At 41.3% G+C, this 17741-nt stretch carries 19 protein-coding genes; 9 read left to right on the top strand and 10 right to left on the bottom strand.

Translation table 11 applies throughout. From position 1 onward, the window contains the following. Positions 1-194: 194 nt before the first annotated feature. The 6 genes from lptB to PTET_RS01980 are packed head-to-tail and all read right to left on the bottom strand — an operon-like array spanning position 195 to position 4492. On the bottom strand, positions 195-920 hold the full coding sequence (gene lptB / locus PTET_RS01955; protein WP_013463982.1) for an LPS export ABC transporter ATP-binding protein: 726 nt from the start codon (positions 918-920) through the stop codon (positions 195-197). Beyond that, positions 917-1456, bottom strand: coding sequence for a lipopolysaccharide transport periplasmic protein LptA (lptA, locus tag PTET_RS01960; RefSeq protein WP_016900279.1), 540 nt, complete (start codon positions 1454-1456; stop codon positions 917-919). Before lptA ends, lptB begins: the two co-directional genes overlap by 4 nt. Continuing rightward, a complete protein-coding gene (gene lptC / locus PTET_RS01965; protein ID WP_024601343.1) occupies positions 1446-2000 on the bottom strand; it encodes an LPS export ABC transporter periplasmic protein LptC in 555 nt (184 codons plus the stop codon). The genes lptA and lptC overlap by 11 nt, the downstream gene beginning before the upstream one ends. Then, entirely contained in the window at positions 1997-2548 is a 552-nt protein-coding gene (kdsC, locus tag PTET_RS01970; RefSeq protein ID WP_013463985.1) for a 3-deoxy-manno-octulosonate-8-phosphatase KdsC, read from the bottom strand. Before kdsC ends, lptC begins: the two co-directional genes overlap by 4 nt. Then, the gene (locus PTET_RS01975; RefSeq protein WP_096038115.1) at positions 2549-3520 is read right to left on the bottom strand and encodes a KpsF/GutQ family sugar-phosphate isomerase; all 972 of its coding nucleotides are present in this window, start codon (positions 3518-3520) and stop codon (positions 2549-2551) included. A 3-nt stretch (positions 3521-3523) separates the two neighbouring features. Next, a complete protein-coding gene (locus PTET_RS01980; protein WP_013463987.1) occupies positions 3524-4492 on the bottom strand; it encodes a calcium/sodium antiporter in 969 nt (322 codons plus the stop codon). 266 nt (positions 4493-4758) lie between these two features. Between PTET_RS01980 and PTET_RS01985 the strand changes: the two genes are divergently transcribed. The 7 genes from PTET_RS01985 to murA are packed head-to-tail and all read left to right on the top strand — an operon-like array spanning position 4759 to position 9425. Beyond that, positions 4759-5574 (top strand): ATP-binding cassette domain-containing protein, encoded by an 816-nt coding sequence (locus PTET_RS01985; RefSeq protein WP_013463988.1) that lies wholly within the window; start codon positions 4759-4761, stop codon positions 5572-5574. Next, positions 5574-6353, top strand: coding sequence for a lipid asymmetry maintenance ABC transporter permease subunit MlaE (mlaE, locus tag PTET_RS01990; protein ID WP_013463989.1), 780 nt, complete (start codon positions 5574-5576; stop codon positions 6351-6353). The genes PTET_RS01985 and mlaE overlap by 1 nt, the downstream gene beginning before the upstream one ends. Positions 6354-6367: 14 nt before the next feature. Then, on the top strand, positions 6368-6916 hold the full coding sequence (mlaD, locus tag PTET_RS01995; protein WP_013463990.1) for an outer membrane lipid asymmetry maintenance protein MlaD: 549 nt from the start codon (positions 6368-6370) through the stop codon (positions 6914-6916). Between the two features lie 5 nt (positions 6917-6921). Next, the gene (locus PTET_RS02000; protein WP_013463991.1) at positions 6922-7602 is read left to right on the top strand and encodes an MlaC/ttg2D family ABC transporter substrate-binding protein; all 681 of its coding nucleotides are present in this window, start codon (positions 6922-6924) and stop codon (positions 7600-7602) included. Further along, entirely contained in the window at positions 7595-7888 is a 294-nt protein-coding gene (locus PTET_RS02005) for an STAS domain-containing protein (protein ID WP_008465119.1), read from the top strand. The genes PTET_RS02000 and PTET_RS02005 overlap by 8 nt, the downstream gene beginning before the upstream one ends. 5 nt (positions 7889-7893) lie before the next feature. Further along, positions 7894-8151 carry a BolA family protein gene (locus PTET_RS02010; RefSeq protein WP_007378312.1) on the top strand — a complete coding sequence of 86 codons (258 nt, stop codon included), beginning with the start codon at positions 7894-7896 and terminating at the stop codon, positions 8149-8151. Positions 8152-8165: 14 nt separating this feature from the next. Beyond that, positions 8166-9425 (top strand): UDP-N-acetylglucosamine 1-carboxyvinyltransferase, encoded by a 1260-nt coding sequence (murA, locus tag PTET_RS02015; RefSeq protein ID WP_008465122.1) that lies wholly within the window; start codon positions 8166-8168, stop codon positions 9423-9425. Positions 9426-9516: 91 nt separating this feature from the next. On the opposite strand, the gene PTET_RS02020 is transcribed toward murA, so the two are convergent. The 3 genes from PTET_RS02020 to PTET_RS02030 all read right to left on the bottom strand — a co-directional run bounded on the left by PTET_RS02020 (position 9517) and on the right by PTET_RS02030 (position 12596). Next, on the bottom strand, positions 9517-10599 hold the full coding sequence (locus tag PTET_RS02020; protein ID WP_013463993.1) for a trypsin-like peptidase domain-containing protein: 1083 nt from the start codon (positions 10597-10599) through the stop codon (positions 9517-9519). 87 nt (positions 10600-10686) lie between these two features. Further along, positions 10687-12039 (bottom strand): Do family serine endopeptidase, encoded by a 1353-nt coding sequence (locus PTET_RS02025; protein ID WP_096038116.1) that lies wholly within the window; start codon positions 12037-12039, stop codon positions 10687-10689. 122 nt (positions 12040-12161) lie between these two features. Beyond that, on the bottom strand, positions 12162-12596 hold the full coding sequence (locus PTET_RS02030) for a YhcB family protein (protein WP_008115546.1): 435 nt from the start codon (positions 12594-12596) through the stop codon (positions 12162-12164). Between the two features lie 133 nt (positions 12597-12729). Between PTET_RS02030 and zapE the strand changes: the two genes are divergently transcribed. Then, on the top strand, positions 12730-13818 hold the full coding sequence (gene zapE, locus PTET_RS02035) for a cell division protein ZapE (protein WP_024601625.1): 1089 nt from the start codon (positions 12730-12732) through the stop codon (positions 13816-13818). 145 nt (positions 13819-13963) lie between these two features. Here the strand turns inward: zapE and gorA are convergent, their stop codons facing one another. After that, entirely contained in the window at positions 13964-15325 is a 1362-nt protein-coding gene (gene gorA / locus PTET_RS02040; RefSeq protein ID WP_028834537.1) for a glutathione-disulfide reductase, read from the bottom strand. A gap of 252 nt (positions 15326-15577) precedes the next feature. On the opposite strand from gorA, the gene prlC reads away from it, so the two are divergent. Next, positions 15578-17629, top strand: coding sequence for an oligopeptidase A (gene prlC, locus PTET_RS02045; protein WP_096038117.1), 2052 nt, complete (start codon positions 15578-15580; stop codon positions 17627-17629). Positions 17630-17741 lie beyond the last annotated feature (112 nt).

The following is a 17741-nucleotide window of genomic DNA, read 5'->3' on the forward strand; positions in this document are numbered from 1 at the left end:
TCCCTAGGCAGAACCCGAAGGGCAGCGCCTGTTTGGCATTGATGCTGCGTTATCGCCTATTTATGGGGAATACCACACCACATAGGCTCTGCCTTGCCTAAATACCAAACAGACTGCTGCAAATTCAACCTTGAAAGGTCAACAGACCTAAGTATAATTAATCTTAGCAGATGCTTAGTGTAATAACACACATATTAGAGCTTGAACTGCTCGCCTAAATAAACATCGCGTACTGTTTTATCGTTTAATACATATTCTGGAGTGCCTGATGCAATTAACTCCCCATGAGAAACTATGTAGGCTTTTTCACAAACATCAAGAGTTTCGCGTACGTTGTGATCTGTGATAAGTACGCCAATTCCTCGGTTTTTAAGATGCTCTATAATCTTTTTAATATCTAATACTGAGATAGGATCAACCCCCGCAAAGGGTTCGTCTAAAAGGATAAATTTAGGGTTTGCTGCTAACGCGCGAGCAATTTCAACGCGGCGACGTTCACCACCTGATAAAGCCATACCTTGACTATCGCGGATATGCTGAATGCTAAATTCATCAAGTAAATTATTTAAGGTATCTTCGCGTTGTTGTTTATTTAATTCTTTACGTGTTTCTAAGATAGCCATTAAGTTTTGATAAACAGTCAGCTTTCTAAAAATAGACGACTCTTGCGGTAAATAACCAATCCCTAAACGCGCTCGGCTGTGCATCGGTAATAAAGTAATATCTTTATCATCAATTGATATTTTGCCTTTATCGCTAGGGACAAGGCCTACAATCATATAAAAAGTGGTGGTTTTACCTGCACCATTAGGGCCAAGTAACCCCACAATACTGCCAGCTTCAACCTCTAGGCCAACGTTTTTTACAACTTCACGACCTTTGTAGCTTTTAGCTAATAGCTCTGCTTTTAATGTGCTCATGGTTGGCCTTTATCATCTTCTTTTTTATTTTCAACAGGGACTAAAATAGTGTGTACACGGTCTGTTGAGTTTTCGTCTTTTTCTGCGCTAATTAACTGCTGCTCGATATCGTAAGTGATACTTTTAGCTGTTATTTTTTGACCTGCTTGAGCAATGCTTGCATCGCCGATTAAGGTTAAAAAACGCAGCGACACATCGTAACGCACTTCATTAGCACTGGCGCTCATTATGGTGCCATCAGCTTGTGTTTCTTCAAAATATGCAGGGCTGCCTGTGGCAATTAATAACTGTTTGTTATCGCCTAGGTCATCGCGTTTATGCACTTCTAAACGGTCAGCTGTGATACGGCGATTACCATGAATAATTTCAACATTTTTCTCAAAAATGCCTACGTTTTCTTTTAATTGACCTTCTTGCTTATCTGCACTAATTGAAATTTGATTTGCAGCGGGGGCTTCAGCAGGTTCAGCGCCATTACTGTTAAAAGCAATTAATAGTGAGGGAACAATTAAAATTTTAAATAGGTTATTGGTCATAATATAGGGTTCGCGTATGGTTAATAAGTTTAATCACCTCGGTTTTTAAATCGGCCTCAAGGCCTTTACCTGTGATTTTTAAATTAGGTCCTGTAATAACGACAGGCTGCTGTGATTGCATGGTTAATAGTTTTATATCAACATTGATGGTCTGGGCGGTGATCGTATCGATCATGGCGTTATCTACTAAATTTTGAGCGGTTACATTACCCTCTAACACCAGTTGACGGTCGTCGTAGAGTGTGGCTTCATCGGCGTTAATACGCCATGTTTGCTGCTCGTTGTATAAAGTGAATATAGGCTTTTCAAAAAAGGTAAAACCGAGTTGTTGATACAACTCCATTTTTACCGCAGTTACCTTATGGCTCACTTTACCTTGTTCATTATAAGCCGTTTGTTTTAGCTCAATAGCGGTATAATCAGGCTTAGCAATAACTTGTGTTTCTTCGCTTGCAGTTATATCAACCTTAGTAAAATAAGGATACCAGAGCCAAACCATACAGCTTATGAATAAAACGCTCAGTATAATGCGCGCTACATTCATGAACTCGTTCCTTGGCTAGTTAGTGGCTTGTTATTTTCGAGCATAAGTAAGTCTGTCAGCTCTCTTACCGCACCAAAACCGCCGGGCAGTTGGGTTACATAATGTGATAAACGTTTAATAAGTGGATGAGCATCGTTTACGGCTACCGCAAAACCGACTTGCTCCATTACTGGCATGTCTGGGCCATCATCACCTATATAAGCAATTTGCTCATCGCTAAGCGCTAATTTTTGTTTTAATTCTTGATAGGCTATGAGTTTGTCTTCTTGGCCTTGATATATATGTTGTACGGTTAAACTGCTCATACGTTGCTGCACTATATGAGAATGGCGCCCGGTGATCACGGCGACTTCAAAACCGCTGTTAATCAGGGCTTTGATACCAAATCCGTCTTTGGTGTTAAATGCTTTGAGTTCTTCACCTTGGTTTCCAAGGTAAATACGGCCATCAGAAAATACACCATCAATATCACAAATTAATAGCTTTACTTTTTTTGCGCGCGCCTTTGCATCATCACTTAGCGGTTGATAGAGATCTTCAAATTGCATTTATAGCACTCCCGCTTTAAGTAAGTCTTGCATATTTAGTGCGCCAATCGGTTGATTATGCTCATTAATTACAATTAAGCCATTAATACGTTTTTGTTCCATAATATTTAACGCTTCAGCCGCGAGCATCTCTTGGGTGGCTGTAGTACACGACTTGGTCATCACAACATTAATTTCAGTGCTATGAATGTCAATACGTTGCTCTAAAATACGGCGTAAATCGCCATCGGTAAACAGGCCTGATAATTGCTGGTCACTATCAACAATAGCGGTCATGCCGAGTCCTTTGGCCGACATTTCAATCAAGGCATCTTTAATCGTTTGCGTCTCGTTTATGATAGGCGTATCAGCACCACTGTGCATAACATCTTTAAGAGTTAAGAGTAATCGCTTGCCTAAGCTACCACCAGGGTGCGATAGTGCAAAATCATCAGCAGTAAAGCCGCGTGCTTCTAATAATGCCACCGCCATGGCATCACCCATAGCGAGTGTGGCAGTGGTACTTGCAGTAGGTGCTAAGCCCAATGAGCAGGCTTCTTGTTCAACTTTAATACACACATGCACATTTGCCAATGTTGCCATGGTTGAGCCTTGGTTGCCTGTCATGGCAATCATTTTGGCACCAATGCGCTTTAATACTGGAATAATATTAAGTACTTCGCTGGTTTCACCAGAGTTTGAAATGAGGATAACCACGTCATTTGCTGTGATCATTCCTAAATCACCATGGCTTGCTTCACCCGGGTGAACAAAAAATGCGGGGCTGCCGGTACTGGCAAGAGTGGCGGCTATTTTGTTACCAATATGGCCTGATTTACCCATGCCAATAACAATAATACGACCTGAGCAGTCATACATTAATTGACAGGCTTGGTTAAATCTTTCATTAACGTATTGTGTAATATCGCTGAGTGCTTGGCGTTCAATCTCTAGAACACGTAACCCTTGTTGAATAAAGTTTAGCGTTGCCATGGGCTATCCTACTTGACTAAAAATATAACCTTGGTAAATCATAAATGCGACGATGAGCAAGCCACCTTCTATTCTATTGATACGTCTTTGACCTCTAAAGTTCAATGACATAGCAATTAGCGCCAAGGTTGCGCCAATCATAATAATAACATCACGGTTAGCAACCGAAGTATCGATAACCGATGGATTAATTAATCCTGCCAGCGGTAATACCGCTAAAATATTAAAAATATTCGAACCAACTATGTTACCCAGCGCTAAGTCATCTTCATTTTTAAGTACACCTGCAATTGAAGCTGCAAGTTCAGGTAAGCTGGTGCCTATAGCAATAATGGTCAAACCAATCACTAAGTCACTTAAGCCAAAATATTTTGCGATATCAACGGCTGAGCCAACTAAAAAGTGTGAACTAACCGGCAGTAAAATCATACCCACTACCAGCCAAAAAACAGCTTTTTTGGTTGGTACGTTGTCAGGTACTTCGTCACAGGCTTCGCTCACAAACGGATCGTCTTGGTTTTTAGCTCGCAGTGAGACAAAAATAAGTCCGCCAATAAAAACAACAAAGCCAGATAATAAGGCTGCACCTTCAAAAAATGAAAAATAGTTATCTGAAAAAATATACCAAGTTGCAATGGAGACCAGCAGTACCAGTGGAATTTCACGTTTTAACGTACTTGAAGATACTGATAAGGGTCTTAAAAGGGCGGTAATACCTAAAACTAATAAGATGTTAGTGATGTTTGAACCAACTGCATTACCCACGGCAGTATCGGTTTTATTTGCCAAAGCTGCTGAAGCCGATACCATCATTTCAGGCGCTGAAGAGCCCATAGCTACCACGGTTAAACCTACAATTAGCGTTGGCACGCCAAAGTTTTTAGCCAGTGCTGCTGCACCATAAACAAACCTGTCTGCACTCCATACGAGAGCCGCAAAACCAAGAATTAAAATGACAAACGAGGTAACCATTGTGATAAGCCAATTAATGTAAATTCAGATAGCGCGAATAGTAACAAAAGCCACCATAAAAGTATAAATAAAAGAATAAGGTGTAATACATTAGGCGGTTATTTTAAGTATTCTTTGGCGCTTTTTATATGAAATTTTAAGCCAAAGTTAAGGCTGCTTGAATCAATCTTATAACTGTTTTTGCGACACTATTACAAAATCTTACGAATTGTTTTTTCCATATTGGTTAAAAAACCCTTAAAATAGAAATATGAGAGAGTATTGTTATGGAGAGCGACTTGTCGCAATCAATAGTTGAAGTCAAGGATGTTACCTTTTCTAGAGGCGATAGGGTCATATATAAAAATATGAGCTTTGACGTACCTGAGGGTAAAATTACTGCCATTATGGGGCCAAGCGGAATTGGCAAAACCACGATGCTACGCCTAATAGGTGGCCAGCTTAAACCAGACTCCGGTGATATTTTATTTAAAAACGACAGCATTGTCGCTATGTCGCGCAAAGAACTCTACGCGGCACGTAAACGCATGAGTATGTTATTTCAAAGCGGTGCCTTATTTACTGATATGTCGGTGTTCGATAACATTGCATTCCCCATTCGAGAGCACACGCAACTCAGTGAAGATTTAATCCGTTTAGTGGTATTAATGAAACTACAAGCTGTTGGCTTACGTGGTGCTAAAGATTTAATGCCTTCAGAGTTATCTGGCGGTATGGCACGTCGTGCAGCTTTGGCTCGCTCTATAGCGCTTGATCCTGAACTTATTATGTATGATGAGCCTTTTGCAGGACAAGACCCTATTTCAATGGGGGTTTTAGTTAAGCTGATCAAATCTTTAAACGAAGTACTTGGCTTATCTTCTTTAATTGTCACGCACGATGTGACAGAAGTAATGAGTATTGCCGACCACGTTATTATTATTGCTGATCAAGGCGTTATTGGCAGTGGTACACCAGAGCAGATGCGAGAGCACGAATCACCACTTGTTCAACAGTTTTTAAAAGGGTTATCAGATGGTCCAGTGCCATTTCATTATCCAGCACAAACCTATGCAGATGAACTGTTAGGAGAGCAGCAGTAATGTTGGATTTACTACAAAAAATAGGCCACAAAACGCTGGGCCGATTTGCTGCACTGGGGCGTTCAACCCAAATGCTGGCAAGTGCGTTATGGCATGTACCCAATTTTAAAAAAGGCACACCTTTACTCGTGCGCCAATTATATATGGTTGGCTCACAGTCATTATTGATCATTGTTGTATCAGGATTGTTTATCGGCATGGTATTAGCCCTGCAAGGCTATACTGTTTTAGTTGATTATGGTGCTGAAGACAGCCTAGGCCCTTTAGTGGCACTCAGTTTATTACGTGAACTTGGGCCAGTAGTAACCGCATTATTATTTGCCGGTAGGGCAGGCAGTGCGTTAACCGCTGAAATTGGCTTAATGAAAGCCACCGAACAGTTATCATCGCTTGAGATGATGGCCATTGACCCGCTTAGACGAATTATAGCGCCGCGGTTTTGGGCTGGTTTGATTAGTATGCCAATGTTGGCACTTATTTTTTCTGCTGTAGCTATTATTGGTGCTCATTTAGTGGGGGTTGATTGGCTAGGCGTTGATACGGGAAGTTTCTGGTCAATTATGCAATCTCAGGTGTCGTTTGAAAAAGACATACTAAACGGTTTAATTAAAAGTATCGTATTTGCGATTGTTGTTACCTGGATTGCGCTTTACAAAGGGTATGACTGTGTTCCCACATCAGAGGGGATCAGCAAGGCAACAACAGAGACAGTGGTGCACTCATCACTAGCGGTATTAGGTTTTGACTTTATTTTGACAGCGGTAATGTTTACCAGCTAATAGGGTATTAAATAATGAATTCACGGAAATTAGAAATTTTAGTTGGTTTTTTTGTAGCATTGGGCATTTTGGCATTTTCAATGCTGGCCCTCAAAGTGGCTAATTCGGGTATTAGCGGCTCAGGTGAAACCTACACATTGAACGCCAAGTTTGAAAATATAGGATCATTAAAAACACGTGCACCCATTAAGGTGGGCGGCGTTGTTATTGGTCGTGTAGAGTCAATTTATGTACACCCACAAGAGTTTTTACCAGTAGTAAATATGAGTATTGATGCGCAGTATTTATGTCGTTTTTCAGATACCAGTTCTATCTCAATTTTAACCTCGGGTATTTTAGGTGAGCAATACTTAGGTATTAACCCCGTTATCGCATCAGATTCAGCTAAACAGCGATGTTTAGGCGAAGATGTAGCGAACAGCGAACAAGATCAAGCCATTGACGATTTATTTGGTGTTCAAAGTAAAGCATTAGCCAACGGCGATTCTATTACAGATACCAAGTCAGCATTGGTACTAGAAGAATTAATAGGCCAGTTTTTATTCAACCAAGGTAGTGAGTAATTATTATGTTGAAAACATTTTTAGCAAGTATCGCATTAGTAACTGTCACGCTAGTACAAAGTGTTCATGCCGGTGAAGTGAAATTGACTGATCCTAATAAAATGGTACGTCAGGTTGCTGATAATACCTTTGAGCGTATTACCAAAGACCAGCCGTTAATAACCACTAACAAAGAGCATTTACGGGTCATCGTTGAAGAAGAACTGATGCCCTACATTGACTACAAATATGCTGCACTGAGAGTGTTAGGTAGCGAAGTGTCTAAGGTACGCGCCATTACCAACAAAGCAGAAAAAGCAAAAGCAATTGAAGATATTCAGCGTTTTATTGGCGCGTTTAGAGAGTACCTTGTTGCCACTTATGCTGGCGTTTTTACCCAGTATACTAATCAACAAGTTGAATTTGCTGCCGAGCAGCCTTTTAAAGGCAAAGATGTGGTGGTGGTAAAAACCAAAATTGTAGAAGCCGGTAAGCCTGATATTAAAATTGATTTTAAAGTACGTGAAGATAGAAGTGGCGAATGGCGCGCTTACGATATGATTGCTGAAGGCATTAGCTTACTTGATGCAAAACAAAGTGAGCTTCAGGGCATTTTACGCCAACAAGGTATTGACCACGTTAGCGACCTGTTAGAGCAAAAAAGTAAGTTACCGGTTCAGTTTAGAGGCAGTGACACAAATGACTAAATTGGCAATCAGCCAAGTCGATGAACAGCATCTACGAGTCAGTGGTGAATTGACTCATAATTCAATTGGCAATGAACGGCTTCTGAATACCAAGCGACAAACTGAGCATAAAACCCTTTATTTTGACCTAAGTGAGGTGACAAGGGTTGACACAGCCGGCTTAGCTTGGTTAATTCACTCTTTTACAGAATTTAAGCAACAAGGCATTCGCCTTGAATTGCAAAACCCACCTGAACAACTGCAAAACCTTATGCAGTTAGGCCAGGTTACAACCCTATTTGAGTGAGAGTTATGGAAACGAGTCAAGTCGAAACATTATTACGCGACGAACTTCAGTTAGCTGAAGTACATGTAAAAGCCAATGGCAGTCATTATGAAGTAATCGCTGTCGGTGAATGCTTTGACGGATTAAGTCGTGTTAAAAAGCAACAGCTAGTATATGGGCCATTAATGAACACTATTTCAGACGGTACCATTCATGCTGTTTCTATCCGCGCTTTTACTCCGACAGAGTGGAAACGTGAGCAAAAATTCATTTTACCGCAATAAATAAGGCCCCTTAGATGGATCAATTTGTAATTCAAGGTGGCACTTCACTGGCTGGTGAAGTAACTATTTCTGGCGCTAAAAACGCAGCTCTTCCGATTCTATTTGCAGCTTTATTAGCTGATGGCAAAAGTACTTTTACTAACGTACCACATCTTCGCGATATCATCACGACCGAAGCCTTACTGAAAACGTTAGGCGCTGATGTTCAGTGGCAGGGCGATTCACTCATTATTGATGGTGCAACGGTAAATAGCACGTTAGCGCCTTATGACTTAGTAAAGCAAATGCGTGCGTCAGTGCTTGCACTTGGCCCTTTAGTCGCTCGATTTGGTGAGGCACAAGTATCTTTGCCAGGTGGCTGTGCTATTGGTGCACGCCCAGTTGATATTCATATTCAAGGCTTAGAGCGTATGGGCGCTCAAATAACCGTTGAAAACGGTTATATTAATGCCAAAGTAGATGGTCGCTTAAAAGGCGCTGAAGTTTTCATGGAAATGATCAGCGTAGGTGCTACTGAAAACTTACTGATGGCGGCAACGCTCGCCGAGGGTAAAACAGTACTAGAAAATGCTGCCCGCGAGCCAGAAATTATCGATTTAGCCAATTGCTTAATTGCTATGGGGGCTAAAATCAGTGGTGCGGGCTCAAGCCGTATTGAGATTGAAGGGGTTGAGCGTTTATCAGGTTGTGAACACCGTATATTACCGGATCGTATTGAAACAGGTACCTTTTTAGTGGCTGCAGCGATGGCTGGCGGCGAAGTACTATGTAAAATGACCGATTTTCATTCACTTGAGCCTGTAATAGAGAAACTACGTGCAACCAATGCGTTATTAGAAGTGCACGATGACAGTATTTACCTAGATATGCGAGGCCGAGAGCTTAAAGCGGTGAATATTAAAACTATGCCTCATCCAGGTTTTCCAACCGATATGCAAGCGCAGTTTACCGCATTAAATGTGGTGGCTAATGGTAGTGCGACGATTACCGAAACTATTTTTGAAAATCGTTTTATGCATGTGCCTGAGCTTCAACGGATGGGCGCTAATATTCGCTTAGAAGGCAATACAGCCTTTTGTGGTGAAACAAAAAGCTTATCGGGTGCGCAAGTAATGGCAACTGACCTTCGTGCATCAGCGAGTCTTATTCTAACGGGGATTGTGGCTCAAGGCGAAACGGTTGTTGATCGTATTTATCATGTAGATAGAGGTTATCAGCGTATTGAAGATAAGCTTAGTGCGCTAGGTGCTAACATCAAACGCAAAAGCAATTAGTTATACTAATACAATTATTATTCTAATCCATAAAAAACGCGATGATCTATCGCGTTTTTTTATGTCTAATGCCAAAGTATAAATAAGCGCTTTATAGCTTGGTTTCGAGCTCTGCTACTTTCACCATTATTTTTTGTATTTCACCGTTACGGTAAAGCTCAAATTCAATTTCTTTCCCCGGTTCGGTACTGCCTATTTTTTTCAATACATTTTGTGGATTAGCCACTGAAAGCCCAGCAATTTTAATCACAATATCTTGCTCTTCTATACCCGCCTGCCATGCAGGACCTAAAGGGTCTAGGTTGGTAATACGCATGCCTGCAACAGGCGTTAAGCTATCATTGACCTCTTTGCCTGTACTGTCTACCGCTGTGCCTTCAAAGCCCAAATAGCCGCGTACAACACGACCATGGCGTATAAGCTTACCCATTACCTCTTTTGCCAAGGTGTAAGGCACCGCAAAAAAGATCCCTTGTATATTTAAGTTTTCACGGGTTTTAAACTGGGCAGAGGTGATCCCTACTAAATCGCCATTAGAATTTACCAGTGCACCACCAGAGTTACCTACGTTAATAGCAGCGTCCATTTGCAGTAAGTTATTGTAAGGACTGTCGGTAATTTTTTGCTTACCGGTGGCGCTAATGATCCCCTGAGTAATGGTTTGCCCTAAGTTAAGTGGGTTTCCGATGGCTAATACTAAATCGCCTACACTCGAACTGTAGTTATCGTTAACGGGTATAACAGGCAGGTGATTGGCATTTATTTTTAACAATGCTAAGTCGGTAATAGTATCAAAGCCAATGAGTTGCACATCAAAAAAACGTCTGCCGTCAGTAAGAATAACTAGTATTTGATCGGCATTATTGATCACATGGTAATTAGTCAAAATATAACCGTCAGGTGACATGATCACTCCAGAACCAAGCTCTTGCACCGTATTTTGGCGTTTATAGCGTGGCTCTTTAGAAATGCTTTCTGAAAAAATGGTGACAACCGATGGCGCTGCGCGCTTAACTGCGTCAGAAAAGCTCAAATGACTTGCAGTCATTGCACTGGGTAGCGGCACGTTAGGTAGCAATGCAGTGCGCATGTTAGGGCTAAAAAAAACCACTAAAAAAGCAATGCCTAAACCGGCAAATAGAGGAGGAAGTACAAATTTTAGAAGTTTTAGCACGGTATTCTTATTGTTAGTGAGCAATCCCTTTATGATGGCACAAAAAAAATAACAGCGGCAAGTGCCGCTGTTACTTTTATTGTATTATTACTGAATTAATACAAAAATAGATTCACGTCCGCGTTTCACACCTAACACAATATTACCTTGAATATCTTCGATAATTTTGTTCATGTCGCGAATGCTTTCTACTCGTTGACGGTTTACTTGCACAATAACATCGCCTTCTTCAAGGCCAACCCGTGCTGATGGCGAACGAGGGTCTACAGAGGTCACCTCAATCCCTTTCATTTTGTTCTTCTTCACGTTTTCAAGCGTTGCACCTTGGAATGCTGGGTGTAACTCTTCGCCCGCAGCGGTAATGCCTGATGCACCATCTAGGGTTACTTCCACATTTTTAACTTTACCGTCACGGTAAATCCCCAACTGTACTTCACGACCCTCACCTAAGGTGGCAATTTTACTGCGTAGTTCATGGAAGCCACTAATTTCACTACCATTAATACTAATAATCACATCGCCTGCTTTAATACCGGCTTTGCTGGCTGCGGTGTCATCCATTACCTGCATAACATAAGCCCCTTGTTTAACATCAAGCTGCTGTGCTTTAGCAAGGCCTGCATCAAGAGGGCGGCCTGAAATACCTAACGAACCACGGCGTACTTCACCATGCTCTACAATTTGATCAACTAGGTTTTTCATCATATTTGACGGAATAGCAAAGCCAATCCCCACATTTCCGCCTGATGCACCTAAAATAGCGGTATTAATACCAATCAGCTCACCGTTTAAATTAACTAAAGCCCCACCTGAGTTACCTTGGTTTATCGCGGCATCGGTTTGAATGAAATCTTCGTAACCCTCAATATTTAAGCCACTGCGGCCTAATGCGCTAACAATACCTGAGGTAACCGTGTGGCTTAAACCAAAAGGGTTACCAATTGCGACGGCAAAATCACCGACACGTAAGTCATCTGAGTTAGCTAGCTTTACTGCGGTTAATTCATCTGCGTCTATTTGTAGTAGCGCAATATCAGACTCTTTATCGCTACCAATTTTTGTTGCTTCATATTCGCGGCCATCCTCAAGAGTGACCACCATTTTTTCAGCGTCTTGCACTACATGGTTGTTAGTAACGACATAACCTTTGTCAGCATCAATAATAACTCCTGAGCCTAAACCACTAAACTGGCGCTTTTGGCTACGTGGCTGCGGGTTGCCAAAAAAGAAATCGAGCGGGTCACCGCGTCGGCGAACCTCTTTAGAGCCTGAAACCTGAATACTCACTACACCTGGGGTAATTTGCTCAAGCATAGGGGCAAGTGTTGGTAATTGTTGACCATTAACGGCAACCGGCAATTTAGCAAACGAAGCGGCTGGACTTAGTAATAAGCTAGTAGATAAAATAGCAGCACTGATAAGTGATAATTTCATTTTCATAGTCAGGGTTTACTCCACTTAAAAAGCAAAAGGCTGCAATAAGCAGCCTCAAAAAAGTATATCAATAAGATAAAACAACAAAGCTGTTATATCTAAAGACTATGGGGTCAAAAAAAAGTTCATCAAGATGCTTTAGAAGTATTCACATCACCAGCAAATAATCCTGATTTACCCGACACATAATCAGCTGGTTGAGCATCGGCGTTTGAGCGATCTGAACTACGCTCTTTTAATGACGCTTGTAATTGCTCTGTGGTTTCTTTAGAGAAAAACGGTTCAGCAGGGGCTTTATTTCTGTCTTCAAGTAATAGTTGATTGGTTTCTTCAACATGGCTTAATAACTGGTCGTAGTTTTCTTTCATTTTGTTTACTAACTTACCAGTGTTCGCTAAATGGTCGGCAACATCTTGACGATACTGCTCAAGCGAATGCTTAGCTTGCTCTGCTTGTTGCTCTAACTCATCTTGCTTAAATTGTTTTTTAGTGACAAAGGCACCAACGAAAAATGCAGCAATAGCAACCACTATCACTAAACCTACCCATGTAAATGTACCCATAAATTCACCTCTATGCGAAAATAACTAAAAAAATTTAGTTCAATAATAATTCATACTAAGTCTAATATACCCTGAGTATTGATGCGTGTTAATATGCTTTACAAATTAAACTGTGTTTTAACTGTAAATAGATATGACTCCTTGGCAAACATACCAGCAAGACCTTCAACGCGATGACTTTGTACATGACGCAGCGCAAGAAAATGCAGTTCGTCATTTACAGCGTTTATACGACGATTTAACACAAGCAAAACCACAATCTAAAGGCTTTTTTGCAAAGCTTTTTAATAAAGCAGAGCCAGCTCCCATTAAAGGTTTATACTTTTGGGGTGGCGTAGGCCGTGGTAAAACTTACCTTGTTGATACTTTTTACGAAGCTTTACCGAGCGATAGAAAAATGCGAGTGCATTTTCACCGCTTTATGCACCGAGTACACGACGAGCTTAAAAAGTTAAACAACACAGCAAACCCATTAGAAACAGTTGCCGATATTTTTAAAGCAGAAACAGACATAATTTGTTTTGATGAGTTTTTTGTACAAGACATTACCGATGCCATGCTGCTCGGTGGTTTAATGGAAGCGCTATTTGCTCGTGGTATTGTGTTGGTTGCAACCTCTAATATTATACCTGATGATTTATACCGCAATGGCTTACAACGCGCTCGTTTTTTACCGGCTATTGCCTTAGTGAATAAGCATACTGAAATAGTTAATGTAGATTCCGGTGTTGATTACCGGTTACGTACACTGGAACAAGCAGAAATTTTTCACAGCCCGCTTGATGAGCAAGCTGATAAAAACCTATTTGAATACTTTGATAAGCTCTCCCCTGAGGCCGGTAAAGTAGACACCCCAATTGAAATAGAAGGGCGGATGATCAAAACCCGCAAGGTGTCTGATTGCATCGTTATGTTTGAATTTAGCGAACTGTGTGAAACCGCGCGTAGCCAAGTGGATTACATGGAAATAAGCCGATTATATAACACGGTGATTTTATCAAACGTAAAACAGCTTGGACAAAATAATGATGATGCAGCAAGGCGTTTTATTGCGCTAGTTGATGAGTTTTATGAGCGCAATGTAACGTTAATTATCTCTGCAGAAAAACCCATTACTGAGCTGTACACACAAGGCAATTTAAACTTTGAATTTAAACGCTGTATTAGTCGCCTGCAAGAAATGCAATCGTTAGAATATTTAGCCCGAGAGCATTTAGCTTAAAATACGAAGGTTAGCGGGCGACGGGCTACGAGCTACGAGTTGAAATTACCTAGCAGCGGGTTTACCCCGCGTAAAGTTGGTCATTTAAAATAAAAAACCTTGCGATGTTAACCGCAAGGTTTTTTTATTTTCTCGAACCTCGAGCTTATCTCATGGTAACAAACTCTTCCGAACCCGTCGGGTGTAGTGCGACGACCGCATCAAAATCGGCTTTAGTTGCGCCCATTTTCATGGCGACTGCAAAACCCTGAATCATTTCATCAACGGTAAAACCAATACCGTGTAAGCCCACAACTTTTTCATCATCGCCTGCACACACAAGCATCATGTTACATGCTTGGCGATGCTGAGTAACTGCGGTGTACATAGCCGCAAAGCTTGATTTATATACTTTTACATTTTCTTCGCCGTACTGAGAAATCGCCTCTTGTTCAGTTAAGCCAATGGTGCCGATAGGTGGATGGCTAAATACCACGGTTGGTACTAGGCTGTAGTCCATTTTCAAATCATCCGGCAGCGCTTTATTAAATAAACGCTCCGATAGAGTACGACCCGCTTTTACAGCAACTGGTGTAAGCTCAATACCATTTTCGATAATATCACCCACAGCGTATACATTTTTAGCCGTGGTGTTTTGGTATTCATCTACTTTTACATAGCCGCTTTCGTTTACTTCTACGCCTGCTGCAGCAAGGTTAATTTTATCGGTTGTAGGTGTACGACCAATCGCCCAAATAACCTGATCAACATTTTCGCTGTAACCGTTTTCAAAATGAATAGTTAAGCTGCCATCAGCCTCTTTTACCACCTCTTTTGGCGAACACTCAGTGTGCAGAGTAGGGCCTTCTTTTGCCATAATATCAACCAGTGTGTCGATAATGTATGGGTCAAAGGTGCGCAGCGGCTTGCTCTTACGAACAAATAAATGGGTTTGTGTCCCTAGGCTGTGTAGCACACCTGCAATTTCTACGGCAATGTAACCTGCACCAACAACAGCAACACGCTTAGGTTGTTCGTTCAGCTCAAAAAAGCCGTTTGAATCAATACCGTGTTCAGCACCTGGAATATTAGGAATAGTAGGGCGTCCGCCTACGGCGACTAAAATGTGATCAGCAGTGTAATGCTCACCATTTACTTCAACGGTTTTACTATCCACAAATTTTGCAAAGCCTTTGATCACAGTTACGCCATTTTTAGCTAAACCATTATCATAGCCTTTGTGAATGCGGCCAATATAGGCTTCACGGCTTTCTACTAGCTTTGACCAGTCAAAGCCTTTAACTTCAACATCAAAACCGTAATCAGGAGCATAAAGATTAATTGCTTCAGCAACTTGAGCGCCATGCCACATTACTTTTTTAGGAACACACCCTACGTTTACGCAGGTGCCACCCATGTGTTTAGCTTCAATTAATGCTACTTTTGCGCCACGCATTGCTGCACGGTTAGCTGATGCAATACCACCACTACCGCCACCAATTGCAATGTAATCAAAATGCTGAGCCATGTTTAATCCTCTAAATATTAATTTAACTTTTCTGTGCCGATGATAGCATATGCGATGAGCAAGTCACTTGTTCGGGGCTGCTAAAATCTATCAAACATCCTTCATCAAACGAAAGATATGCTATTTCAGATCAAGCTGCTAAGTGATCATTTACAGATACACACTCGTTAACTAGTAAAGCAGGTTTGCCCTTGTATTTACGTATTTTGCCCCAACTTAAATTTTTATATTTTGCATAAACCGAGAATCACTATGACCAATGCACATACTAATCCCCTAATCGGGCTTGAAGGTTTACCGCCTTTTTCAAAAATAAAGCCAGAGCATGTTGTCCCGGCACTAAAAAAAGGTATTGAGCACTGTCGCAGTGCAATTAATGATGTATTAGCAAAGCAATCATACACATGGGAAGATTTAGTATTACCCCTTGAAGAAGCTGACGATAAACTATCGCGATTGTTTTCACCGGTATCGCATTTGAACTCAGTAATGAACAATGATGAACTTCGCGAAGCCTACGAGCAATGTTTACCGCTTATTTCTGAATACTCTACTTTTGTTGGTCAGCACCAAGGTTTATATGAGGCTTACAACGCACTTTATAACAGTGACGAATTTAAAACACTCACTACTGCCCAGCAAAAAACCATTACTAACGCATTACGTGACTTTAAGCTTTCAGGTATTGCGTTAAATCCTGAGCAACAAAAACGCTACGGTGAAATTAGTGCGCGTTTATCAGAGCTTGCCTCAAAATTTGGTAATAATGTGATGGATGCCACGCTTGCATGGCATAAGCATATTACTGATGAAAGCCAATTGGCTGGTTTACCAGAATCAGCGCTTGCATTAGCGGCCGATACGGCAAAAAGTAAAGAGCTAGATGGCTGGGTATTTACCCTAGATTTCCCTTCATATTTGCCGATCATGACCTATGCAGATAATCGTGAACTTCGTGAAGAAACATACACCGCGTTTTCAACCCGTGCATCCGATCAAGGCCCTAATGCGGGAGAGTTTGATAACTCAGCCATAATGAGCGAAGAACTTGCACTGCGTCATGAGTTAGCACAATTACTTGGCTTTAATAACTACGCTGAAAAATCGTTGGCTACAAAAATGGCAGAATCACCCGCGCAGGTATTCTCATTTTTAGAAGACTTAGCTGCTAAGTCTAAACCACAAGCAGAGCAAGAACTTAAAGAGCTGCAATTATATGCAGAGCAAAAGCATGGTATTAGTGAAATGCAGGCGTGGGATTTTGGTTATTACAGTGAAAAACTAAAGCAAGAAAAGTACGCGATTTCAGATGAAGTTCTTCGCCCGTACTTCCCAGCAAATAAAGTACTAAGTGGCTTATTTGAAACGGTTAATCGCCTATTTGGTATTACTGTAAAAGAAGTCGCTGATTTTGATAGCTACCATAAAGATGTACGCTTTTTTGAAATTTATGACAGCAATAACACTTTACGTGGTCGTTTTTACTTAGATTTGTATGCGCGCGATCACAAGCGTGGTGGTGCGTGGATGGATGACTGTATGGGTCGAAAAGTGCGCGCAAATGGCGAGCTACAAACACCGGTTGCTTACCTGGTGTGTAATTTCAATAAAGCGATTGGCGATAAGCCTGCTTTGTTTACCCATAATGAAGTAACCACACTGTTTCATGAGTTTGGTCACGGTATTCATCATATGCTTACCCAAGTGGATACAGCCCCCGTTGCCGGTATTAATGGGGTAGCGTGGGATGCCGTTGAGTTGCCAAGTCAGTTTTTAGAAAACTGGTGTTACGAGGAAGAAGCGCTTAGCTTTATCTCAGGTCACTTCGAAACCGGTGAGCCACTACCAAAAGAGTTGCTTGATAAACTACTTGCGGCTAAAAATTATAACTCAGGTATGCAAATGTTAAGACAACTTGAGTTCTCGTTATTTGATTTTAAAATCCACCACGATTACGTGGCAGACAAACCATGTAACATTCAAGCTGTGCTTGATGATGTACGCAGTCGTACCTCAGTCATTAAGCCGCCAGCGTTTAATCGTTTTCAGCATGGCTTTAGTCATATTTTTGCGGGCGGTTATAGCGCAGGTTATTACTCGTACAAATGGGCTGAAGTACTTTCGGCAGACGCCTATTCTAAATTTGAAGAAGAGGGGATTTTTAATCCACAAACAGGCCAAGCGTTTATGCAGCAGATTCTTGAAAAAGGCGGCAGTGAAGAGCCAATGGCACTGTTTAAAAACTTCCGTGGTCGTGAGCCAAGTGTAGACGCACTACTACGCCACAGTGGCATTGCCGCTTAGGGTCTATTGACCTTTGCGGATTAAAATATAATTAAAAAAGCGCCCCAGTGGCGCTTTTTTATTGCCTAAAACACAGTATTGTTAAAGAATATTTTGAATAAATTTTAGTAGT

It is taken from the genome of Pseudoalteromonas tetraodonis, assembly GCF_002310835.1.
GTDB classification, from domain to species: domain Bacteria; phylum Pseudomonadota; class Gammaproteobacteria; order Enterobacterales; family Alteromonadaceae; genus Pseudoalteromonas; species Pseudoalteromonas tetraodonis.